Annotated in this window: 23 protein-coding genes; 19 read left to right on the top strand and 4 right to left on the bottom strand. The window is 44.6% G+C overall.

The window, feature by feature from the left end; genetic code table 11:
- Positions 1-8 precede the first annotated feature (8 nt).
- On the bottom strand, positions 9-1,292 hold the full coding sequence (locus tag B5Y67_RS09620; RefSeq protein WP_088226231.1) for a replication-associated recombination protein A: 1,284 nt from the start codon (positions 1,290-1,292) through the stop codon (positions 9-11).
- A 233-nt stretch (positions 1,293-1,525) separates the two neighbouring features.
- On the opposite strand from B5Y67_RS09620, the gene B5Y67_RS09615 reads away from it, so the two are divergent.
- The 16 genes from B5Y67_RS09615 to mltG all read left to right on the top strand — a co-directional run bounded on the left by B5Y67_RS09615 (position 1,526) and on the right by mltG (position 15,116).
- Complete coding sequence (locus B5Y67_RS09615) at positions 1,526-1,978, top strand: Rrf2 family transcriptional regulator (protein WP_088226230.1); 453 nt, start codon at positions 1,526-1,528, stop codon at positions 1,976-1,978.
- Between the two features lie 36 nt (positions 1,979-2,014).
- Complete coding sequence (gene nifS / locus B5Y67_RS09610; RefSeq protein ID WP_088226229.1) at positions 2,015-3,202, top strand: cysteine desulfurase NifS; 1,188 nt, start codon at positions 2,015-2,017, stop codon at positions 3,200-3,202.
- Positions 3,203-3,328: 126 nt separating this feature from the next.
- On the top strand, positions 3,329-3,706 hold the full coding sequence (gene nifU, locus B5Y67_RS09605; RefSeq protein ID WP_088226228.1) for a Fe-S cluster assembly scaffold protein NifU: 378 nt from the start codon (positions 3,329-3,331) through the stop codon (positions 3,704-3,706).
- 6 nt (positions 3,707-3,712) lie between these two features.
- Complete coding sequence (mnmA, locus tag B5Y67_RS09600) at positions 3,713-4,807, top strand: tRNA 2-thiouridine(34) synthase MnmA (RefSeq protein WP_088226271.1); 1,095 nt, start codon at positions 3,713-3,715, stop codon at positions 4,805-4,807.
- Between the two features lie 73 nt (positions 4,808-4,880).
- Positions 4,881-5,375: a PRC-barrel domain-containing protein gene (locus B5Y67_RS09595; RefSeq protein WP_088226227.1), complete on the top strand. Its 495-nt coding sequence runs from the start codon at positions 4,881-4,883 to the stop codon at positions 5,373-5,375.
- Positions 5,372-5,566 (top strand): hypothetical protein, encoded by a 195-nt coding sequence (locus B5Y67_RS09590; protein ID WP_088226226.1) that lies wholly within the window; start codon positions 5,372-5,374, stop codon positions 5,564-5,566. Before B5Y67_RS09595 ends, B5Y67_RS09590 begins: the two co-directional genes overlap by 4 nt.
- 213 nt (positions 5,567-5,779) lie before the next feature.
- Positions 5,780-6,838 carry an AI-2E family transporter gene (locus B5Y67_RS09585; protein WP_088226225.1) on the top strand — a complete coding sequence of 353 codons (1,059 nt, stop codon included), beginning with the start codon at positions 5,780-5,782 and terminating at the stop codon, positions 6,836-6,838.
- Positions 6,839-7,023: 185 nt separating this feature from the next.
- Positions 7,024-9,654, top strand: a complete 2,631-nt coding sequence (alaS, locus tag B5Y67_RS09580; RefSeq protein ID WP_088226224.1) for an alanine--tRNA ligase — start codon at positions 7,024-7,026, stop codon at positions 9,652-9,654.
- Between the two features lie 72 nt (positions 9,655-9,726).
- Positions 9,727-9,978 (top strand): IreB family regulatory phosphoprotein, encoded by a 252-nt coding sequence (locus tag B5Y67_RS09575; RefSeq protein ID WP_088186334.1) that lies wholly within the window; start codon positions 9,727-9,729, stop codon positions 9,976-9,978.
- A 43-nt stretch (positions 9,979-10,021) separates the two neighbouring features.
- A complete protein-coding gene (locus B5Y67_RS09570) occupies positions 10,022-10,189 on the top strand; it encodes a hypothetical protein (RefSeq protein WP_170932652.1) in 168 nt (55 codons plus the stop codon).
- The gene (locus B5Y67_RS09565; protein ID WP_088226222.1) at positions 10,176-11,117 is read left to right on the top strand and encodes an aldo/keto reductase; all 942 of its coding nucleotides are present in this window, start codon (positions 10,176-10,178) and stop codon (positions 11,115-11,117) included. The genes B5Y67_RS09570 and B5Y67_RS09565 overlap by 14 nt, the downstream gene beginning before the upstream one ends.
- A 229-nt stretch (positions 11,118-11,346) precedes the next feature.
- Positions 11,347-11,520 (top strand): hypothetical protein, encoded by a 174-nt coding sequence (locus tag B5Y67_RS25305; RefSeq protein ID WP_170932651.1) that lies wholly within the window; start codon positions 11,347-11,349, stop codon positions 11,518-11,520.
- 169 nt (positions 11,521-11,689) lie between these two features.
- Positions 11,690-12,112 (top strand): Holliday junction resolvase RuvX, encoded by a 423-nt coding sequence (gene ruvX, locus B5Y67_RS09560; RefSeq protein ID WP_088226221.1) that lies wholly within the window; start codon positions 11,690-11,692, stop codon positions 12,110-12,112.
- A gap of 63 nt (positions 12,113-12,175) precedes the next feature.
- On the top strand, positions 12,176-12,502 hold the full coding sequence (locus B5Y67_RS09555; protein WP_088226220.1) for a DUF1292 domain-containing protein: 327 nt from the start codon (positions 12,176-12,178) through the stop codon (positions 12,500-12,502).
- A 189-nt stretch (positions 12,503-12,691) separates the two neighbouring features.
- A complete protein-coding gene (locus B5Y67_RS09550; protein ID WP_242975921.1) occupies positions 12,692-14,059 on the top strand; it encodes a VanW family protein in 1,368 nt (455 codons plus the stop codon).
- A gap of 37 nt (positions 14,060-14,096) precedes the next feature.
- Positions 14,097-15,116, top strand: a complete 1,020-nt coding sequence (mltG, locus tag B5Y67_RS09545) for an endolytic transglycosylase MltG (RefSeq protein WP_088226218.1) — start codon at positions 14,097-14,099, stop codon at positions 15,114-15,116.
- Between the two features lie 5 nt (positions 15,117-15,121).
- Here the strand turns inward: mltG and B5Y67_RS09540 are convergent, their stop codons facing one another.
- Entirely contained in the window at positions 15,122-16,330 is a 1,209-nt protein-coding gene (locus tag B5Y67_RS09540; protein WP_088226217.1) for a VWA domain-containing protein, read from the bottom strand.
- Between the two features lie 3 nt (positions 16,331-16,333).
- The gene (locus B5Y67_RS09535; RefSeq protein ID WP_088226216.1) at positions 16,334-17,197 is read right to left on the bottom strand and encodes a MoxR family ATPase; all 864 of its coding nucleotides are present in this window, start codon (positions 17,195-17,197) and stop codon (positions 16,334-16,336) included.
- A gap of 377 nt (positions 17,198-17,574) precedes the next feature.
- Here B5Y67_RS09535 and B5Y67_RS09530 point away from each other — a divergent pair, with 377 nt between their 5' ends.
- The 3 genes from B5Y67_RS09530 (at position 17,575) to B5Y67_RS09520 (ending at position 19,599) form a co-directional block, all read left to right on the top strand.
- A complete protein-coding gene (locus tag B5Y67_RS09530) occupies positions 17,575-18,834 on the top strand; it encodes a U32 family peptidase (protein WP_088226215.1) in 1,260 nt (419 codons plus the stop codon).
- Between the two features lie 133 nt (positions 18,835-18,967).
- The gene (locus B5Y67_RS09525; RefSeq protein ID WP_088226214.1) at positions 18,968-19,222 is read left to right on the top strand and encodes a DUF4911 domain-containing protein; all 255 of its coding nucleotides are present in this window, start codon (positions 18,968-18,970) and stop codon (positions 19,220-19,222) included.
- 116 nt (positions 19,223-19,338) lie between these two features.
- On the top strand, positions 19,339-19,599 hold the full coding sequence (locus B5Y67_RS09520; protein ID WP_088226213.1) for a DUF4911 domain-containing protein: 261 nt from the start codon (positions 19,339-19,341) through the stop codon (positions 19,597-19,599).
- Between the two features lie 168 nt (positions 19,600-19,767).
- Here the strand turns inward: B5Y67_RS09520 and B5Y67_RS09515 are convergent, their stop codons facing one another.
- Positions 19,768-21,645 carry a cell wall-binding repeat-containing protein gene (locus B5Y67_RS09515; protein ID WP_088226212.1) on the bottom strand — a complete coding sequence of 626 codons (1,878 nt, stop codon included), beginning with the start codon at positions 21,643-21,645 and terminating at the stop codon, positions 19,768-19,770.
- Between the last annotated feature and the right edge of the window lie 32 nt (positions 21,646-21,677).

The following is a 21,677-nucleotide window of genomic DNA, read 5'->3' as shown; positions in this document are numbered from 1 at the left end:
TTAGATATTTAGTCTTGAGAACGTTCTTTTCCCATTCCTGAAGGGGTGTAAAACACTTGTCCTTGAACTTGGGGAGGAAGATAATCTTGTTTTACCCAATGATTTGGGTAGTTATGAGGGTAGAGATAACCTTGGCCATTGCCTAATTTCTCAGCACCCGCGTAGCTGCTGCTCCTTAGGTGGAGTGGAACTTCCCCGGTGGGGTTGTTTTTCACATAAGCTAAAGCCCTGTCAATACTGGCAACAGCGCTGTTGCTTTTGGGAGCGGCAGCGATGGCTAAAACGGCTTGGGCCATAGGGATTCTTGCTTCAGGCATTCCAATCCATTCGAGAGCATTGGCAGCGGCTTGAGCTTGAAGCATGACCATGGGGTCGGCGAGACCGACGTCCTCTGAGGCATGTACGATAATCCGGCGCATAATAAAACGAGGGTCTTCGCCGGCTTCTAATAGTACGGCTAACCAGTAGAGGGCGGCATCCGGGTCTGAGCCGCGCATACTTTTAATAAATGCGGAAATGATGTCATAATGATTATCTCCGGATTTATCAAAACGCAGAGCACGCTGTTGAATGGATTCTTCGGCGATTTCAAGGGAGATACAGCGGATACCATCTATAGCGGGAGTCGTCATTACAGCGAGTTCCAGGGCATTAAGGGCTCTGCGCAAATCTCCATTGGCATAATTTAACCAATGTTCCCAAGCTTGGGGGGATATTTGAACATTGTAGCGGCCTAAACCGCGTTCTGAGTCTTGCAGAGCTTTTTCGAGACCGAGACGAATTTCAGAAGGAGTAAGAAGTCCCAAATGGAATAGGGTTGAACGACTTAGAAGGGCAGAATTCAATTCGAAAAAGGGATTTTCGGTAGTTGCGCCAATAAAGGTAATCGTTCCGTTTTCAACGGAGGGTAATAAAGCGTCTTGCTGACTTTTGTTAAACCGATGAACTTCATCACAGAAGACTAACGTCTTCTTACCATAAAGGTGAAGATCTTCGGTTGCCTGGACAGTTATCTCGCGCAGTTCTTTAACACCTGAAGTAACGGCGTTAATCCGGATAAAGCGAGATGTAGTTTGCGAGGCAATGACCTGAGCTAAACTGGTCTTGCCTGTACCGGGCGGACCGTAGAGAATCAAGGACGAAACACGGTCCGCTTCAATTGCCCGGCGGAGCAGCTTTCCGGGACCAAGTATATGTTGCTGCCCAATATATTCATCAAGAGTCCGGGGGCGCATTCTCTCGGCAAGGGGGGCAACTTGATGCTGATCGAAAGTAGCTGAAAACAAATTCATTGAGTCGATGTCCTTTCTGGGAGGATTTAACGTACTATTTAAATCACACTTAAATTATAGCATATGGATGTACAACCCTTAAGGAATTTTGGCATATTAAATAGCTTATAAAGCCAATATTTAAAAAGAATAGTAAAAGAGTTGGATATAGACTTGACAAATCCCGACTATTTTAATAAGATATCCGTAGAAAGATCATACGAGGATTTTAATTCTTGGAAAGAGGTGAGGGTGTGAAACTCTCTACCAAAGGTCGATATGGAGTTAGGGCTATGTTTGACTTAGCTCAGCATATGGGTGAAGGTCCTGTATCCTTAAAAAGCATTTCTGAAAGGCAAGGGATTTCTGAACATTACCTGGAACAGCTTATTGCCGGATTACGCAAAGCGGGACTGGTAAAAAGCGTACGAGGAGCTCAAGGCGGTTACTTACTCGGAAGAGAACCCGACAAAATCAAAGTTGGCGATATTATTCGTGTTTTAGAAGGGCCTATAGCTCCTACCGAATGTGTCTCCGAGGAAGATCCGGAATGTTGCACTAAGGCGGAATATTGCATTACACGGACGATTTGGGAGAGGGTTCGAGACTCAATCGCCGAAGTTTTAGATTCCATTACCCTGGAAACAATGCTCGAGGACGCCCAAAAGCTTGAATCCGAACGCAGCTTATATATGTACTATATCTGACCACTGTTTCACGATTACAATAAAGGGAGTGAGCCTATGCGGCGTGTTTACTTAGATCACAGTGCTACGACTCCGGTTGATCCGGAAGTAGCAGCGTTAATGATGACTTACTATACTGAGAAATACGGCAATCCTTCGAGTGTTCATAGTTTTGGCAGAGAAGCCAAGCAAGCCCTGGAGGAAGCCCGACGCCAAGTTGCTGAATTAATTGGTGCAGAACCTTCAGAAGTTACCTTTACCAGCGGAGGAACAGAAGCTGATAATCTGGCTATTCTTGGGACGGCAGAAGCCCTGAGCAAGAAAGGCAAGCATATTATCACCTCTGCAGTAGAACATCATGCCGTACTGGAGACCTGCGAATATCTGGAGAAGAACGGTTTTGATCTGACTGTTGTTCCTGTAGATGAAGAAGGGATTGTTTCCGTGGAGTCCGTTAAAAAGGCCATCCGCCCGGATACAATTCTCATCACCATGATGCACGCCAATAATGAAGTGGGAGCGATCCAGCCTGTTGCTGAAATCGGTAAACTGGCTAAAGAGCATGGCATTGTTTTTCATGTTGATGCTGTCCAATCTTTTGGCAAAATTCCTATTGACGTCAAAGCAATGGCAATAGACCTTTTAACCATCTCCAGCCATAAAATTTATGGTCCCAAAGGTGTCGGAGCGCTTTATATCCGCAAGGGTGTCCGGGTTGCTCCCCGAATCTATGGCGGCGGACAAGAAAAGAAACGCCGTTCGGGTACGGAAAACACACCGGGTATTATCGGCTTTGGCAAGGCTTGTGAGCTTGCCAGTCAGCGGATGGCTGAAGACGCTCAGCACCTTAGTAAGCTTCGAGATAAGCTCATGAATGGTATCGTAGAGACAATTGATTATGTAAAAATAAACGGACCCCTTGGAGACAAACGTTTGCCGAACAATGTCAATGTCAGTATCCAATTTGTTGAAGGAGAATCGCTGCTGCTCTCTTTGGATATGCTGGGAATCGCAGCTTCGAGCGGCTCGGCCTGTACTTCAGGTTCCTTAGATCCTTCTCATGTTTTATTGGCCATGGGGTTGGTTCACGAAATTGCCCATGGATCTCTGCGCTTTACCTTAGGACGTCAGAATACGGAAGAAGACATTGATTATGTTCTTGAACAATTGCCCAAGATTGTTGAGCGTCTGCGTATGATGTCGCCTCTTTACGATCAAGCAGTTCATGCTAAACAAGCACAGTAAAATCTGGAGGATATTAACTCATTTGCGGCGTGAAATTCCAGCGATTGCTTCTTAAAGATAGAATAAAAATAAAATCATAACTGCGAGACTATTTACCGGAAATTGCTAAAAAAGGAGTGGGCAAGAATGTATACTGAAAAAGTCATGGATCATTTTACAAATCCTCGGAATGTTGGAGAAATTGAGAACGCCAATGGCGTCGGTGAAGTCGGAAATGCAAAATGTGGAGATATCATGCGTATCTATTTAGACGTTGAAGGGGACGTTATTAAAGACGTAAAGTTTAAGACTTTTGGCTGCGGAGCAGCCGTTGCTACCAGCAGCATGGTAACGGAGATGGTTAAAGGGAAAACTCTTGACGAAGCTCTGGAGATTTCCAACGCTGCGGTGGCTGAAGCTTTAGGCGGGCTGCCTCCGGCCAAGATGCATTGTTCCAACCTTGCAGCGGATGCGCTCCATGCAGCGATTAAAGACTACCATGAAAAACAAGGAAAAAAGGAATAGATGATTATGGCTCTGACTACAAAGCCTAAAGTCGTAGTAGGTATGAGCGGCGGTGTGGATAGTTCCATGGCCGCCGCTTTACTTAAAGAACAAGGCTATGAAGTGATTGGGGTAACCTTACAGATTTGGGAATCAGCCGGACCGGAAGTCGAAGGAGGGTGTTGTTCGATTTCGGCTATTGACGATGCCAGGCGGGTTGCCTATCAACTTGGGATACCCCATTACGTTATGAATTTTCGTTCTTATTTTAAGGAAGCTGTTGTTGATTATTTCACCCAGTCTTATTTGGAGGGAGAAACTCCGAATCCTTGTTTGGCTTGTAACAAATATGTTAAATTTGGAGAAATGCTGCGCAAAGCTCGCGGCTTGGGGGCTGATTACATAGCTACAGGACATTATGCTCAAGTTCTGCGTGACCCGGTTAGTAATCGCTTTCTTCTAAGTAAAAGTTCAGATGCCCGCAAGGATCAGACTTATGCCCTCTATATGCTAAATCAAGAACAACTTGCCCATACAATTTTTCCTTTGGGAGAGTATACAAAAGATCATGTTCGCAAAATGGCGGGTGAACTGGGCTTAGGGGTTGCCAACAAACCGGACAGTCAAGAGATCTGCTTTGTCCCTGATGATGATTATGCTTCCTTTGTACGTGAACGAGCGAAAAATAAAATTAAACCGGGGAACTTTGTTGATCTTCAAGGAAATGTACTAGGAAGGCATCAAGGAATTATTCATTATACAATTGGCCAGCGAAAAGGCCTGGGAGTTGCTTTTGGCAAACCTAAATACGTTGTCGGCTTAAACCCCTCCCGCAATGAAGTCGTTCTTGGTGATGATCATGAGGTTTATTCAGACACCCTTTGGGCGACAGATTTGAATTGGATTTCTATTCCTGATTTAAAAGAGCCAATCAAAGCAGAGGCAAAAATTCGCTATAACTCTTCTGGGGCGCCGGCAACCCTTTCACCTTTAAGTGGGGGTAAGGTCGTGGTACATTTTGATAAGCCCCAGCGTGCAGTAACTCCAGGGCAAGCTGTTGTTTTTTACCAAGGAAATGTGGTCGTAGGCGGCGGTAAAATCAGCGCCCAATCTGACCACTAATTTTACCAAATTATGAATGAATTCTTGAGTACCAGGGAAGAGTATACATAGGATTTCTTAGGAGGTGAAAAGGATGCGCCGCTCACGTGAGATTGTCGGCCTGCCTGTTTTGGATTTAAAAAAGGGGGCATCAATAGGTTGGGTACAGGACTTGGTTTTGGACTGTAACAAGGATGAAGTTGCCGGAATTCTCCTGGAAGGCGGACATCTCTTTCACACGACGAAGGGAATTCCCCGTAAGGCCATTGTAAGTGTGGGCAAGGATGCAGTTACAATCCAAGAAAAGACCTTGGAAGAACTCAGGGGAACACGATGGTCTGAAAAAATCGGGAATGAAGTTTATACCCAAGCTGGAGACTCAAGAGGAACGATTGAGGATATTTTTGTTGATGATTCCGTAGAAAAGTTGGTTGGCTTTGAGATCTCTGACGGACTCTTCGCAGACCTTCTTCATGGCCGGGGTACGATCCTGAGGCCGCACGTCATGATCGATGGGAAGGATATCTTAATCGTTGATAATCAAGTATCTCCCTTGGATCAAGCAATTGAAGGGGGCTTTCAATCATGAATTGTCCGGTTTGCTCGGGGCGCGCCATAGGTAAGGTTGGAGTCGAACAGTATTATTGCTGGGATTGTTGTGTGGAATTTACAACTCAAACTGACAAAGTTGTCGTTTACGATTTAGCAGAAGACGGTTCTTTAGTAGCCTGGAACGATCCGGCGCTGGCTCAAGAGACGCCAAGTGCCGCCGTTGAATAACTTGGATGGCGGCTTTAGGCCTTCGTGTGATTCCTGCGCGAGAAAAAAGGGTCGGTTGCAGCGCGGCTTAAGATTTTAGTTGGTTAGAACTCGATCAGGTAATCAAACTCTATTGTAGGTTTTGCTAAAGCGCGCGCTTTGCGCGCTTTTTCTATATCGTATTGCAGGAACTGTAAAACGAATGAACATTTTGAGCGAGGGGCGTGGTTATTAATGGATGCAAATATAAGCCGTCCCTATTGGAAGAATATTCCTTGGAAATGGTTATTTGTCGTTGCTTGTCTCGTTTTAGGAATGCTATTGCTCTTAAAAGTTAAAACAATTTTAGGCCCCTTTGTTATGGGCTTTTTGCTGGCTTATTTAATGAACCCTTTTGTTGATGGCCTAGAAAAGCAGGGAATTGGCCGCAATAAAGCAATTGCCGTGGTATTTATCGTAATTGTAATGATCATAGGAGTGGCTGTTTTCTTGATTCTGCCAATTGTCTATTCAGAACTTGGAAAGTTAGTATCAATTTTGCCGGCGACGATCCAGACAATTACTGAAGAAATCGAAAAGTTTAGGAATCATTTTAAAGCCAGTGGATTGCCTGGCCGCGTGGCAATCGTTATCGATCAACATCTCGGACAAGGAGAAATCATACTTGCCGATCGGCTCAATAAGGTTATTGCCGGCTTACCGGGTCTTTTGTCTACAGTAACTCTTTACATACTTTCGCCGGTAATCACGATTTATTTATTGGCGGATTGGAAGAAAATCAGTATCCGATTTTTTCGTCTGGCTCCTCAACGTCAGCGTATGGAATGGAGACGTCTGTGGCAGGACATTAGTCATACAGTGCGTCGATTTGTCCGGGGAGATTTGGCTGTTGCCGTCATTGTCGGATTACTAATAGGTATTGGGGTAAAGCTGGTGGGGATGGAGTATGCTTTGCTTATCGGTTTAATATGCGGGGTGTTTGATTTAATCCCTTATTTTGGGCCTGTGATCGGCGCTGTGCCTTCAGTCTTGTTAGCGTTAACCAAGTCCCCGGGAATGGCTTTAAAAGTTGCCCTGGTTATCTTGGTTGTCCAACAAATTGAAGGAAATATAATATCTCCAAAATTAATGGGAGATAGTGTGGGACTTCATCCTCTTTGGGTTATGTTTGCCCTCTTAGCCGGCGGCGAGATCGCAGGATTTTGGGGAATGCTGTTTGCAGTTCCATGTGCCGCCGTGATTCGGGTATTACTTCGGCATTTTTACAACAAGCTCGTCTCGCCCCAAGTTTGAGACGGTTGACAAAGAAGTCCTTACCTGTATATACTTTAGAAATAATGAGAATTTGTGTAAACGAATGAGAATACGTGTTTTTAAGCCCGAAATTAAGCAGGGTGGCAGCTCGAAACATCTCGTCCCTGACAGTTGTGGGGAAGGGATTATTTTTTAGTGCGATGAATCTAAAGGAGTGTTTTCGAATGTATACAGGTAATCAATTAAGGGATATGTTTCGCAAGTTTTTTGAGGAGAGAGGGCATAAGATATTACCTAGTGCTTCGCTCATTCCTAAAGATGATCCAACCTTGTTGCTAACGGTTGCGGGCATGGTTCCCTTTAAGCCGTACTTTCAGCGCCGCGTTGAGCCTCCATTTCCCAGAGCCACAACGGCTCAGAAATGTGTGCGTACGCCGGATCTGGAAGAGGTGGGGAAAACCGCACGTCATCATACATATTTTGAGATGTTGGGAAATTTTTCGTTTGGCGATTATTTTAAAAATGAAGTAATTCCCTGGGCCTGGGAATATGTAACTGAAGTCTTGAAAATACCTGCCGAGAAGCTTTGGATTACCGTTTATCCGGAAGATGAGGAAGCGAAAAAACTATGGATTGAAAAAGCCGGAGTTAAGCCGGAAAGAATCGTTGGAGATCCGGAAAACTTTTGGGCAGCCGGCCCGACAGGACCTTGCGGGCCTTGTTCAGAAATCTATGTTGATCTCGGTGAGTCCAGAGGGTGCGGTCAACCGGATTGTGCCGTAGGATGTGATTGCGACCGCTTTTTGGAGATTTGGAATTTGGTTTTCATGCAGTATAATCGAGATGAGGCCGGAGTCCTAACACCTTTGCCTAAACAAAATATTGATACGGGGATGGGTTTGGAACGGATTGCTTCTGTTATGCAAGGAGTGGAGACTAACTTCGATACGGACTTATTCCGCCCGATTATTGATTTTGTTGCCAGTCTTGTGGGCATAAAGTATAAGGAGAATCCTAAAAATGATCTTGCTTTGAAAGTCGTTTCTGATCATGTAAGGGCGATTTCCTTTATGCTGGCAGACGGAATTCGGCCAAATAATGAAGGACGAGGGTATGTCTTACGCCGTATTTTACGACGTGCAGTTCGCTATGCCAAACTTCTTGGGATTGATAAACCATTCTTGGAGTCGGTATTTCGAATTATTCAAAGGGATTATGCTCAAGCCTATCCTGAACTGATTGAAAATGAGAATTTTATTATTAATCATTTGAATTTAGAAGAGAAAAACTTTCAGGCAACGTTGGAACAAGGAACGCAAATGCTGCAAGATAAGGTCAAAGAGCTAATTGAGAAGGGAGAGACGGTTTTAGCCGGTCCCGATGCTTTTTACCTTTATGAGACTTATGGTTTTCCCGTGGAATTGACAGAAGAAATTTTGGCGGAACAAGGACTTTCTGTAGATATGCCATCCTTCCAAACTTCTGCTGAAGAACACCGTCAGCGAGCCAAGGAACAGTCTCAGCAGATGCGGGCTGTCGCTGAAAGTGCGGATTTGGTTCAAAAAGTTAAAGCATTGGGAGTAACGCCTTTTGTAGGTTATCAGCAAATCTCCAATACGACAAAGATCGTCGGTTTATTTGTGGATGGGGAAGAAAGGCAAGATGCCGGCGAAGGCGAAGAAGTTACTGTTTTCTTGACTGAAACACCCTTTTATGCCGAAAGCGGCGGTCAAGTCTCAGATAAGGGTGTCTTGAAAACCTCACGGGCGGAGGCTCGAGTCTTGGAGGTAAAAAAAGGAGTTACGGGAACCCTATATCATCGGGTTGAGATTCTGAGCGGGGTTTTGCATGTCGGAGAAACCGTAGAAGCAGCTGTGGATAATTCGGCTCGTATGGCAACAGCACGGCATCACAGCGCTACACACCTATTACAAGCGGCACTGCGTTCTGTTCTTGGAGAACATGTGCAGCAAGCAGGGTCTTTGGTGACACCAGAGCGCTTGCGTTTTGACTTTACTCATTTTTCACCCCTTACTCCAGATGATCTAAAAGCGGTTGAAGGCCTTATTAATGAGGCAGTCTTAAAAAATATGACCGTTGATGCTACGGAAATGTCTTTGGATGAGGCTAAACAAAGCGGAGCCACTGCTCTTTTTGGCGAAAAATATGGTGAACGAGTTCGTGTTGTAACCATGGGAACCTTCAGTAAGGAATTGTGCGGCGGAACTCACGTTCACAGCACGGGAGAAATCGGACTGGTTAAAATTCTCAGTGAAGGCGGAATTGGTGCCGGTTTACGCAGAATCGAAGCTGTGGCAGGTTTAGAAGCCTTGAATTATCTCCGTACCCTTGATGAGCAAGTAATGGAAGTTGCTCAAGTGCTCAAAGCTCAACCGACAGATGTGGGCAAACGAGTTCAAGGTCTTGTTGCTCAAGTCAAGGATCTGGAGCGAGATATTTCGCAGCTTCAGGCAAAGCTCAGCAAAAATGAAGCGGAAGGTTTACTAAACCGCGTTGCTGAGATTGAAGGAATTTCTGTACTTGCTGCTCAAGTTCAGGCCTCTGATATGGAAGGGCTTCGGCAGATGGCAGATCTTTTGCGCGGTAAATTGAAGGCCGGAGTCATAGTTTTGGGGGCTGTCCATGAAGGAAAGGTAAACTTTGTTACAACAGTCAGTCCAACAGGTTTAAGCGGGCTTCATGCCGGACAGATTATTAAGGAAGTCGCGAAAATCGCCGGCGGGAGCGGCGGCGGCCGTCCCGATATGGCGCAAGCCGGAGGGAAAGACCCCAGTAAGCTGGGTGAGGCCATAGATCGAGTGCCAACGATTCTCCGAGGATTATTGAAGAAATAGAGGAGAAGAACTAGGACAGCGAGAATATATAGGTAGTAGGTTAACAAAGGACAGCGAAAGGGGGACAGGAAAATGGATCGTATGGAAGAAACCATGATGTTTAAGGCTGTCGGGGAAGATATATCCGCGCGTGAGGTTCTGCAGAAAGTTTATGCGGCCTTACAAGAAAAAGGATATGACCCTATTAACCAAATGGTGGGTTATCTCATGTCGGGTGACCCGGTCTATATAACCAGCCACAATCAGGCACGGGCAATGATTCGTAAACTTGAACGCTTTGAGCTGATCGAAGAACTCGTTAAGTCCTACTTGCAGGAGAAATAAAGCAAAACTGGCCTTGGTGTCAGGGGCAGGGATAATTAACGTTTTGAAACTCCGCATCACTGATCGTGGTGCGGAGTTTGTTACTTTCGCCAGGGTTTTGGCCGGTGAAGGAGCAGAGATTGCGACTGCTCTGAGCTGCCTGGGAATGAAAAAGTACGTAAAGCGCTTAAAGACATTGATTAGGGAAGGAGACAGAGATGAATCAGGTTAAACTAGGTTCATGGGGACCGATGGTGTCTGAGATTTGTTTTGGAAGTTTGGCCATTTCTCCCTTGCAGGGGCGAGTTACTGAAGCTCAGGGAGTTGACGTTTTAAAATATGCTCTTGAACAGGGGATCAACTGGATTGACACGGCAGAAATATATGATAACTACGGGCAAATAGCCCAAGCTGTCAAGGATTTTCCTCAGGTTCGGATTATCAGCAAATCTTACGCTGTTACGGAACAAGACTTGCGTAAAAGCCTGGAGAAAGCGCGTTCAGAACTGAAGAGGGATGTTCTGGATTTCTTTTTGCTTCATGAGCAAGAAAGTGCTCTGACGTTAAAGGGACATTCAAGAGCTTGGGAGGAACTGCTGCGGGCCAAAGAAAAAGGGTTGGTGCGCTGGATTGGCATCTCTACCCATGCTGTAGACGGTGTTCGTGCAGGCGCCCTTCAGCCAGGGCTGGATGTTATTCACCCGATTATAAATTACCAGGGACTGGGGATTATTGACGGCACTTTGGATGATATGCTGCAGGCTCTGTCCTTTGCCGCAGAGATCGGGGTTGGAATTTATGCTATGAAAGTGTTTGGAGGCGGTCACTTAAGCCAAGATCCTCAAAAGGCTATTGATTTCATCAAAAAGGTTCCGGGTATTCAGGCTATGGCTTTAGGAATGTCGAGTCCTGATGAAGTGGATTATAATCTTCTTCTGGTGTCCAGCCAAGAGGTACCTCAAGCTCTTCGGGAAAAGGTTAAGCATAAACCAAGGAAGCTTTATATTGCAGACTGGTGTGAAGGATGTGGACGCTGTCAGGAGGCTTGCCCACAGAACGCTTTACATATTGAGAAGATAGCTGTCGTGGATCAGGAGGCCTGTGTGCTCTGCGGGTATTGCGGGAGGGTATGTCCGCATTTTTGCTTGAAAATTGTTTAGGCGGGAGTCGGGCGATTTTTCTTCCGGGTCTTTGGGGTCGGGGGAGTGGCATGGGCTCCGCTTCGCAAACTGGCGTAAATCGCTCAGCTCCGGCCATGCAACTCCCCCCTTGCTCAAGGGTCTTAGGAGCGGAAGGTGGCTGGGGTTGAATCGCCCGTCTTCCAGGTAGGGGGAGGACGAGGGGCTTGGGTGGTGTTTTAAGCAAGACTTTGGGGTCGGGGGGAGTGGCATGGGCTCTGCTTCGCAAACTGGCGTAAATCGCTCAGCTCCGGCCATGCCACTCCCTCTGCTCAAGGGTCTTAGGAGCGGAGTGGCTGGGGTTGAATCGCTCCGTCTCCCGGGTATGGGGAGGACGCGAGAGGCGTTTTGTAAGAAAGTCCTTGGGGTCGGGGGAGTTGCATAGGCTCCGCTTCGCAAACTGGCGTAAATCGATCAGCTCCGGCTATGCCACTCCCCCCTTGCTCAAGGGTCTTAGAGCGGGAAATGACTAGGGTTAATTATCCGTCTCCCGGGGATGGGAGGATGATGCGGGGTGGGCGTTGTTGACTGGGGTTTAGGGAAGGTGGATTTTGATGCGGATTATGGGCTTGGATTTTGGTTCTAAGACGATTGGTGTGGCAGTGAGTGATGCGTTGTTTTTGACGGCGCAGGGAGTTAAGACTATTAGACGCTCTTCGAGGGAAATTGAGGAATTAGGGGAATTGCTTAAAGAGTATGAGGTGTCTGAGATCGTTATTGGTTATCCGAAGAATATGAATGGGACGTTGGGGCCTCGCTGTGCTTTGACGGATGAATTTGTGGATCGTTTGCGTGCAGAGTTTGGGCTTCCTGTAGAGCGTTGGGATGAGCGTCTCAGCACGGTGGCCGCCCAGAGGACTTTGTTAGAAGCGGATGTTTCTCGCGGCAAAAGGAAACAAGTGATTGACAAGATGGCGGCGGTCTTTATTCTTCAAGGATACTTGGATCGCAGGCATGCAAGAAATATTCCTAATTGAATATTTGACAATCATTACCTACAATAGTACAATGTCCATATTCTTAGATAAGAGGTGAAATACATGTCTGAACACGACCACGACCACGACCACGACCATGACCATGAGCATGACGCTGAGGAATTTGACACAGTTGTACTTACTGATGATGAAGGAAAAGACCATGAGTTTCTTCATCTTGACACTTTGGAAGTCGATGGTTCAACCTATTTTGTGCTGATGCCTATTTCGGAGGAGGACTCCGAAGATGAAGATGCCGATGAAGCCATTATTCTTAAGCTCGGTAAAGATGATGAGGGCGGAGAAATGCTGCTCGACATTGAAGATGATGAAGAGTGGGAAAAAGTCGCTGACGCCTGGGAAAACTTAGTCGAATCTGAAGAGGACTAAGACGAGGACTAATTAAAGATCTTAGATTAGTAGTTTACATAATGACAGAAGACCTCACAGAGTTTTTCTAGTGGGTTTCTTCTGCCATTTGTTTTTTTAATATAGGTATATTTTTAAAAGGACTAAATCTTGACGATAAAGCCATAAAACAACGGAAATACTAAATCCATGAAAGTGGAGGTGTGGGCATTGAAAATTATTATTATTTTCCTGAGTATTGTTTTATGTTGGCTTATTGGAGGATGCAGTCCCTTTTCAAATCAATCCAAGCTTAATATCAATACCTCGAGACCTTCCACTCAAAGCGCTGCGAACCCGGATAACGAGGCTAATGAGGCCAACGAAGGGAGTAAGGTAATTCCTCAGGGGACAAAAGTAGATAATGATCTGGATTTAAGTGGCGTCCCTGTAAGTGAAGCCTCCAGTAAAATTAACGATTGGGCGAAGGACAAACTGGAAGAATCTCGTATCCTGTTGTACAATGAAACGGAGATTCCCATCACCTTAAAGGAGCTGGGATATGAAGTTGATGTCGAAAAAACTCTGGAAAACACTCAGCAAAATCGAAGTCAAAGTCAAGGTCAGGGTCTTAATAACGTTATACCAAGTGTTCTAAAAGCTAATCCTGAATTGGCAACAAAAGTTCTGGAAGAAAAGTTAAAGAAATTTAATCAACCAGCGAAAGATGCAACCTTTAAAATTCAAAACGATAAAGTTGTCATCACTCCTGCTCAGAAGGGCAAAAAAGTTGAGGCAGATCAATTAATTAATAATCTACAGAATAGCTCCCTTTCTGAAGTTCCAAAAAAAATTAAGGCTCCGTTGGTTGAGGTTCCAGCGAAAGTTACGACTGAATCCATCCAGTCCTTGGCGGGTTCTGTTCTTGGCGAATTCAGTACGAAGTTTGCCGTCGGAGAAGTTAATCGTTCGACTAACTTGACTGCGGCCGCTAAAGCTTTAGACGGCAAAGCAATCAAGCCTGGGGCTACGTTTTCTTTTAATAATGCGGTAGGACCAAGGGAGCCTGAAACCGGATATAAAGAAGCCTATGTTATTATTAATGGCGAGTATGTTAAGGGGACGGGAGGGGGCGTATGCCAAGTTTCCTCAACCCTCTACAATGCAGTTCTCCTCAGTAATTTAGAGGTCGTTGAACGAAAACACCATGATGTAGCAGTGACTTATATTCCAGCGGGTCAGGACGCCACCGTCAATTACCCTAACATCGATTTTAAATTTAAGAATAATACAGGCAGCTTGGCCTATATACGAACAGAGGTTAAACCAGGGGTACTGACGATTAAGCTTTATGGCAAAAAGACAGGAAAAACAATTCGCCTTGAACGACAAATCGTGAAAGTCAGGAACTATAGAACGATACGTCGTTATGATTCGAGTTTGCCAAGAGGCAGAGTAAAAGTAGATCAAATTGGGACCAAAGGAATCGTTGTTAATGTGTGGAAAGTAATCCAGGACGAAAAAGGCAATGTAACAAAGCAGTTTTTGGGTCAGGATTCTTATGCCCCGGCTAATCGCATCTTGCGGATCGGAACATAAGCTTATCTGGGTCTTTTTGGAAAGAGAGTGTGAAAATGTGTCCGGAAAGAAAAAGGGTAGGGATTTACGTGCGAGAATAATTTTACTTTTGCTCGCGGGGAGCATCATATTGTTGTCGTGGTGGTCCTGGGCTACTAAACCTTACTCTTCAACAGGGAACAGTGTTACAATTACAATCACTTCAGGAACAACAACGGATCAATTAGCAACTGAATTAGAACAGCGTCACCTGATTCGCAGTGCCAATTTGTTTCGTTGGTTAGTGCGGTCACAGAAGGCAAATTTTAAAATGTATGCTGGGGATTATGAACTATCACCTACTATGACACCGACTGAAATTATTGAGCAGTTAATCAAAGGCGAAGAGGTTTCTAATTCTATTAGGATAACGATTCCAGAAGGTTATTCCACGGAACAAATTATTGATCTCCTTGTGCAAAAAGGACTCGGTAGTAAAGAAGAGTATACAAAAGTTGTCACGGAAGATTCTTTTCCCTATTCTTTTCTTGAAGGAACTCCGGCAGGAATTCACCGTTTAGAAGGTTTTCTTTCCCCGAACACCTATTTCATCGATCCTAAGATGAGTCCTCACGCTGTGATTGACATGTTCTTGCAGCAATTTGCCAAGGAAATGACACCTGAGGTTCAAACTCGGCTGAGCAGTACAAAGCTTACGGTACTTCAGTGGGTAAGCCTAGCTTCTTTGGTAGAAAAAGAGGCGGTGAAAGCAACGGATCGCCCGCTGATCGCTTCGGTAATAATGAATCGCTTGAAGCGCAACATGCCTCTTCAGGTTGATGCTACGATTCAATTTTTATTGGATACGCCCAAAGCAAAACTCTTTAACAAGGATCTTCAGATACCTTCACCGTATAATACCTATCTTCACCGCGGCTTACCACCGGGGCCGATTGCCAACCCTGGAGATGCTTCTTTGCATGCGGCTTTGTACCCCGCCCAAACGGATTATTTATATTATGTGGCCAAAAAAGACGGATATCATGCCTTTGCCAAGACCTATGCAGAACATCTCAAAAATATTAAATTGTATCAGTAAGGAGGCTATTTACGCACCAATAACTTTTTAGTAGCCCGATCTAGACCTTCGAGAGTTAATTCATACATAGGGAAGATTTCCCGGACCATTTTGATAGTTTGATATCCGTGAATCTGTTCCCAATAGGCCATAGGTATTGGGTTAAGCCACACCTGATAGGGAAACTTTTGCGCTAATCGTTTCAGCCAGGTTATTCCCGGCTCTGTATTCCCGATATCCCAAAAAATGTTGCCGTCGCTCATCAGCAGTTCACTCGGTGCCATGGCCGCATCTCCAATAAGGAGAACTTTGTAATCAGAGTGGAGGGATTGCAGGATATTTTCTGTTTTAATTGCTTTCCGGGGATTGCAGGAAGCATCAAGATAGAGAAGGTCATAGATGCAGTTGTGGAAGTAATAGAACCTTAAATCTTTAAAATGCGATGATTTATGGACTGCTGAGAAAAGTTGACTGCAGATTCTGGCATAGGGAACCATGGAACCGCCTGCATCCATGAGGACAATGACTTTGACAGAATTTTTACGGGGTCTTGTCCAGATAAGTTTCAATTGCCCGGCATTTTTACAGGTTTCGTCAATGGTGGCATCCAGGTCAAGTTGGTCCTTGGCTCCCTCCAGACGAGTACTAAACTGACGCAGACCGCGTAGGGCCAGCTCAAATTGACGAACACCCAAGGTTTCGTCCCGGCGGTATTCCTTGTAATTTCGTTCAGCAGCCACTTTTACTGCGGATTGGCCGTGAGATTTTCCGCCAATTCTTACGCCTCCCGGATGGAAGCCGGAGTGGCCGAAAGGTGATGTCCCGCTTGTCCCGATCCAGGTATTTCCCCCATGGTGAGGCCCGTCTTGTATGCGCAGACGTTCTTCGAGAGCAGCTCGTAAGCTTTCCCAATCCGGTAAGCCTAGTTTCTTTAGGAGTTCATTCCGTTCCTCTTCAGAAAAGAGTTTTTGCGGAAGAGGATTGGCGAGCCATTGGGAAACTTGCTCCAACAATTGTTCCGGTGTTTCGATCCCCTGAAAATATCTCTGAAATGCCACATCATATTGGTCAAAGTGACTTTCGCTTTTAACTAAAATTGCCCGGGACAAGTAGTAAAATCCGGAGAGACTGGAATCAGCCAAGCCGACACTGAGAGCTTCCATTAAGGTCATCCACTCGGTAAGGGAAACGGGAACGCCTTCTCGTCGTAATTGGTAAAAAAAGTTCGTAAACATAGCTTACCAACCACGTTTTGAGGTGCGAGCCGGATTTTCCATGCCGTGCGTATGTAATTGGCGCAAGGTCAGGTCAAAGTCCTGATTCTTTTTAAGCAAAGCTCCTAAAAAAGGCAGCTCTTGGGAGATTGTTTCCGGCGCAATCCCACCGATGGTCAAAGCCTGAACCCAATCTAAAAGCTCGCTGGTGCTGGGCTTTTTCTGTATTCCTGAAATACTGCGTACCCAGTAGAAGGCCTTTAAAGCCTCTGCCAGCAGCTGGCCTTCCAGTTCTGGAAAATGAACCTTTACAATTTCTGTCATCATTTCCGGATCAGGAAAATCAATATAATGAAAAATGCAGCGCCGTAAAAAAGCGTCCGGAAGCTCTTTCTCAGCATTGCTCGTGATAATAACAATCGGCCTCTGTACGGCGGTTATGGTTTCCCCGGTTTCCGGTATATAGAAATTCATAACATCCAATTCCCAAAGTAAGTCGTTGGGGAATTCTAAATCAGCCTTGTCAATTTCATCAATTAGCAGCACAACCCGTTCCTTGGCGTCAAAAGCCTCACCAAGCTTGCCTAATTTAATGTACTGTTTAATCTCCGAAACATTCTGTCCCCCAAATTGACTGTCATATAAACGCTGAACTGTGTCATAGACATAAAGACCATCTTGTGCTTTGGTGGTGGATTTAATATTCCAAATAAATAGGGGGAGACCTAGGGAACGGGCAATACTTTCAGCGAGCATGGTTTTTCCTGTACCAGGTTCTCCTTTGATTAAAAGCGGCCTTTTTAAAGCAACGGAGATGTTAACACTATTTTGCAAATTCTTCGAAACAATATAGTCTTCAGTTCCTTGAAAGATATACTGATCGGCCATTTCCGAAATATCCTCCTCTTCATAGTAAGTTAATAATATAATAATACCACTTATTTCCTTAAGAGAGGATAGTTTGAAGTAAAATTAGTTGAAATTATCAGACATTTGTTTAAAGCAGTTTTAGTCGACTGAGAATCTCGTGAAGCTTTACCGATAATGCCTTAAGACTGAATGACAGTATCATATAGATAAAATTTAAAACTATATTGGGGTTGCATTTCCAAAAATTCATTTATGAATCCATTCATTTAAAATGATATTGCATTTACTTAACATGGCATTAAAGACGACAAAAACGCTAATTTAGGGTATAGTAATTAGGGATACTCATAGGTTATTCTTATAGCGCGATTCTTGGAAAAAGTTAGGTGAACAACATGAAAAAACCTGAATTATTAGCACCTGCGGGAGATTGGGAAAAACTCAAGTATGCCCTGGCTTATGGAGCGGATGCAGTTTATATGGGTGGGCCATCGTTTGGCCTGAGGGCATTTGCGGGGAATTTTAATCTGGAGGAATTAGAACAGGCAGTTGTTTGGACCCATAAGCTCCAAAAAAAGATCTACATAACCGTCAATATTTTTGCCCATGAGGCAGATTTTGCAGAGCTTCCCGCCTATCTGAAACGTCTAGAAGCCTTAGGCGTAGACGGAGCCATTATTTCCGATCCGGGAATTATTGCTTTAGCTCAAGAAGTAGCTCCTTCTTTGCCGCTGCATTTAAGTACTCAGGCAAACAACACAAATTCTTATTCAATACGGTTCTGGCTGAACCAGGGCATCGAAAGAGTCGTTTTAGCCCGGGAATTGTCGTTGGAGGAGCTGGGGGAAATTCGTTCCAAGGTAGAAGGCGGCTTAGAGGTATTTATCCATGGCGCCATGTGCATGTCTTATTCCGGTCGTTGTTTGCTGAGCAACTATTTGACCGGGAGGGACGCCAATCGAGGAGAATGTACCCAACCCTGCCGTTGGGGATATGCCCTGGTGGAAGAGAAACGGCCGGGAGAAGTGTTTCCGGTTGAAGAGGATGAACGGGGAACCTATGTCTTCAACTCTCATGATTTATGCTTGTTACCTCATTTGCCCTTATTAAAACCTCTCAATTTGGACAGTTATAAAATTGAAGGCCGGATGAAAAGTGTCCATTATGTCGCCAGCACTGTCAAAGTCTACCGGGAGGCTATCGATACCCTCTGGGAGGATGGGGAATCATCATTTCAGGGGAAACTGGCACAGTGGCTGGAAGAAATGGACAAAGTCAGTCATCGGGATTATTCGTCGGGCTTTTTATTTGGGAAGCCGGGGGCGAAATCTCATAATTTAGAAACCTCTCATTATGTGCGGGATTTCGATTTTGTTGGGGTAGGATTAAGTGAGGAAGAGGCTGAGACTATGCCCATGATTGCAGATCAAGACGCATCCTGGGTTGAGCAGCGGAACAACTTTAAATGCGGAGAGGTCTTAGAAGTCTTGACTCCTCAAGCTAAGCCCTGGTCGTTTCAAATTCGGGAGATGTGGGATATGAGTGGGGAACCTCTAGAGGTGGCACGTCATGCCCAACAGAAGATAAAAATCAGGACACCGCAGAACATCTTGCCCTACAGTGTCTTGCGGCGGGCGAAGAGTGAGAAGAAGTAAATAGTAAATAGTAAATAGTAAATAGTAAATAGTAAATAGTAAATAAGTAAGCGTTAATCTTAGTCCTATACACTCATCTGCTTCAGCTCCAAGGTATATCCAGGGAGAGTTAAACGATTAAGGAGAGGAATGAATGAATTCTCACGATTCGGAGTCTTTGAGCCGTTTGCCTGCGGATGTTGATGTGGTCGTTAGAGCACGCATGGAGAGGAAAGAAATGCAAATGCTCGATAAACTTGTTGAAGGATTAGGGCATTTAGGCGTCGTTACCACAACGAACAAAGCTTTGGGAGAAGTCATGATTCAATCGACGAAACATTGTTGGCCGGATTTGAAAAGAGCCATCGAAGAAATGCCCTTTGCGATAGAGTTTTTAGAACCTAAATAAGGATTCTGTCTGTAGGGGGATTATTGACGCTCAAAGTTGTTTGATATAATACTCAAGACGTTTAAGAAGCGTCATTAGATATAACAAAGGAAATTTGATTAAAGGTGAATTAAAGTATGACTAATGAATGTATTAGAGCAGCGTCGGGATCTCCCGTAAGCTCTCAATTTAATAATACTGACCTTATCGTTAAAGCACGTCTCGATCGGACAGAAATACAAATGCTATGCAAGCTCGTTGAAGGTCTAGGGCATTTGGGAATTGTTACGACAACGAACAAAGAGATTGGTGAGGTAATGATTCAAACCACAATCTTTTGCTGGCCCGAATTGAAAAAGGCTATTGAAAAAATGCCGATGGTCATTGACTATATCTAAAAAATAAGAAGAAGGAACTCGATTTGAGCCCCTTCTTCTTATTTTTATCCAATCGTAAGACTCCCTCTTCTACAAGTGGGAGTAGAGTCCCCCACCGAAACCCCGATGTTCAGCGTTAGCTGAACGAGTTCACTTTGAGCTAGTATTTAGGTAAAATTTATATCAAGGTTATAAATAAAAATCCTTTCCCGTTAAATTATTATAATATGATCTGACGGGATCGTAATTTAGAGTGGCGTTGTCTCTAAGATACAGTACCGTTAAATGCGTCAGTTGTTCCAACGGAGAAAAATCCGAAATGTTGTTAGAGGCTGCGTCAAGATAAGTAAGAGACGTTAACCCCTTTAAAGCACCAAGATCCTTGAGTCCACATTCTCTTAGTTCTAAATGTTTTAGATTAGTAAGCTTTCGCAAAGGAGTTATTGAGGAAAGATTATTATTTCCCAGATAAAGATTTTTTAAATTCGTAAAGTATTCCAAGCCGGTTAAATCTGTAATTCCGGAATTGCTGGCAAATAAGTCAGTAACATTTAGGGCATCACTTTTGTAGATCGTCGTATCCGTTGGCTTACCTAAAGTATGACAAACAACTGTTTTCAATGCAGTATCCGGAAAATCTATGGGGGCATCTTCGGTTACTTTCAGGGTTAACGTTATTTTTTGATCTAAGTCGGGAACAGTTCCGTGAAAGGTATAAGTGCCGACTTTATTTAAATTAGCAGTTGTTATATCCCAGGTCACCGGGAGGGATTTTACTGTTTTATCGTTCATGACAGCGTCAACGGTTGTTGGAAAGGAAAAGTTGCCATTTTGGACGGTCTCGGCGCTGATTTTATTCCAGGTTGGAGTCACGTTTAGACTTAAGTGAACTTTATCGCTATAGCCCTTGATAGTTCCCTCATAGTCATAGATTCCTGAAGACAGGGAGGTGACAGAGGACAAAGTCCAGGTTACAGGAACTTTTGCTTCAGTGCCCTTTGTTGTGGTAACTGTGACGGTTTTTGGCGGCTCGTAAGCTTGTTTTTCTTGGACAAAGTCGCTGATGTCTTTAACTGAGGCAATTTGAGGTGGTAGAGAAGCAAGGGTTGTGGCAGTGGAATCGTTAATTACGCTGGTACCACCTATAATGCGGAGCTCGGAAATAATATTTGAGTTCATGAAGGAAAGCGTTGAGTCTGGAATTGTATTGCCTTTAGTCAGAAGAATAGGATTATTATTCAGCGAGGCTAAAGCCGAGGCGGCCAGCGCATCGGGGAAATTTTCACCGGTTGCGACATAAATCGTATCAAAATTTAGATTATCACCAAAGTTTGTCATTAAGTTAATATTTCTTTCAAAAGCATCTTCTCCACCAATAACTTCGTAATTTGGAAACCGTTGAATGACATTATCGCTGAGATCAGAATTTCCGGTTACGATGTAACTTACGGGGATTTTTGTCTTATCTATCAGAGACTTTTGACTCTTTGTAAGATCATCCGGTGGTACAAGGAGTAAAGGCATCTCATTGGCGGCCGCGATGGGGCCAGCGGATAGAGCATCAGGAAATTCTGTGCCATTCGCCACAAAAACTCCCTTGGTTAACCCTACCTTTTGGGCTACTTTGAGCGAAGTTTCATAACGATCCTGACCATAAATGCGTACAACTGTGATATCCATGGAGGAAAGCTCATTGTTTACTTCTTTGGAGATAACAGCATAACCGCCGATGACGTAAACTCTTTTGACCATTAAACGTTTCAATTCATTAGCTGTGTCACTATTCAAGGCAGCTGACCCTGTCAATAATATCGGAGCATTGTATTTATGTGCCAGGGGTCCCGCACTTAAGGCATCTGGAAAATCCTCTCCATAAGCGAGTATGGCGCAATCAGCTCCAGCGGGCCATCCACTTTGACTGACAGCTACAGCCGTCTGATAGCGGTCATAGCCGGCAATCCGGTCCGTCGATGTCGCAGCTCTGGCTTTAGGCGTGTAGGCCAGCAAAAAGATGCATATCGTAAAAAAGCATAGGATCAAGTGTTTCTTAGTAATCAAAATGCTCATCCTCCTTTTTATTATTATTTCTTGGAAAATTA

This window comes from Desulfosporosinus sp. FKB (genome assembly GCF_002196705.1).
Taxonomy (GTDB): Bacteria; Bacillota; Desulfitobacteriia; order Desulfitobacteriales; family Desulfitobacteriaceae; genus Desulfosporosinus.
Note: the sequence above shows the minus strand (reverse complement) of the source record. Positions and strands in the feature narration are given on the sequence as shown.

Excerpts from the sequence above, each read along its gene's own strand:
- B5Y67_RS09620 (WP_088226231.1), bottom strand. The coding sequence starts at position 1,292 with ATGAATTTGTTTTCAGCTACTTTCGATCAGCATCAAGTTGCCCCCCTT.
- nifS (WP_088226229.1), top strand. The coding sequence starts at position 2,015 with ATGCGGCGTGTTTACTTAGATCACAGTGCTACGACTCCGGTTGATCCG.
- nifU (WP_088226228.1), top strand. The coding sequence starts at position 3,329 with ATGTATACTGAAAAAGTCATGGATCATTTTACAAATCCTCGGAATGTT.
- mnmA (WP_088226271.1), top strand. The coding sequence starts at position 3,713 with ATGGCTCTGACTACAAAGCCTAAAGTCGTAGTAGGTATGAGCGGCGGT.
- B5Y67_RS09595 (WP_088226227.1), top strand. The coding sequence starts at position 4,881 with ATGCGCCGCTCACGTGAGATTGTCGGCCTGCCTGTTTTGGATTTAAAA.
- B5Y67_RS09590 (WP_088226226.1), top strand. The coding sequence starts at position 5,372 with ATGAATTGTCCGGTTTGCTCGGGGCGCGCCATAGGTAAGGTTGGAGTC.
- B5Y67_RS09585 (WP_088226225.1), top strand. The coding sequence starts at position 5,780 with ATGGATGCAAATATAAGCCGTCCCTATTGGAAGAATATTCCTTGGAAA.
- alaS (WP_088226224.1), top strand. The coding sequence starts at position 7,024 with ATGTATACAGGTAATCAATTAAGGGATATGTTTCGCAAGTTTTTTGAG.
- B5Y67_RS09575 (WP_088186334.1), top strand. The coding sequence starts at position 9,727 with ATGGATCGTATGGAAGAAACCATGATGTTTAAGGCTGTCGGGGAAGAT.
- B5Y67_RS09565 (WP_088226222.1), top strand. The coding sequence starts at position 10,176 with ATGAATCAGGTTAAACTAGGTTCATGGGGACCGATGGTGTCTGAGATT.
- B5Y67_RS25305 (WP_170932651.1), top strand. The coding sequence starts at position 11,347 with ATGGGCTCTGCTTCGCAAACTGGCGTAAATCGCTCAGCTCCGGCCATG.
- ruvX (WP_088226221.1), top strand. The coding sequence starts at position 11,690 with ATGCGGATTATGGGCTTGGATTTTGGTTCTAAGACGATTGGTGTGGCA.
- B5Y67_RS09555 (WP_088226220.1), top strand. The coding sequence starts at position 12,176 with ATGTCTGAACACGACCACGACCACGACCACGACCATGACCATGAGCAT.
- B5Y67_RS09540 (WP_088226217.1), bottom strand. The coding sequence starts at position 16,330 with ATGTTTACGAACTTTTTTTACCAATTACGACGAGAAGGCGTTCCCGTT.
- B5Y67_RS09535 (WP_088226216.1), bottom strand. The coding sequence starts at position 17,197 with ATGGCCGATCAGTATATCTTTCAAGGAACTGAAGACTATATTGTTTCG.
- B5Y67_RS09530 (WP_088226215.1), top strand. The coding sequence starts at position 17,575 with ATGAAAAAACCTGAATTATTAGCACCTGCGGGAGATTGGGAAAAACTC.
- B5Y67_RS09525 (WP_088226214.1), top strand. The coding sequence starts at position 18,968 with ATGAATTCTCACGATTCGGAGTCTTTGAGCCGTTTGCCTGCGGATGTT.
- B5Y67_RS09520 (WP_088226213.1), top strand. The coding sequence starts at position 19,339 with ATGACTAATGAATGTATTAGAGCAGCGTCGGGATCTCCCGTAAGCTCT.
- B5Y67_RS09515 (WP_088226212.1), bottom strand. The coding sequence starts at position 21,645 with ATGAGCATTTTGATTACTAAGAAACACTTGATCCTATGCTTTTTTACG.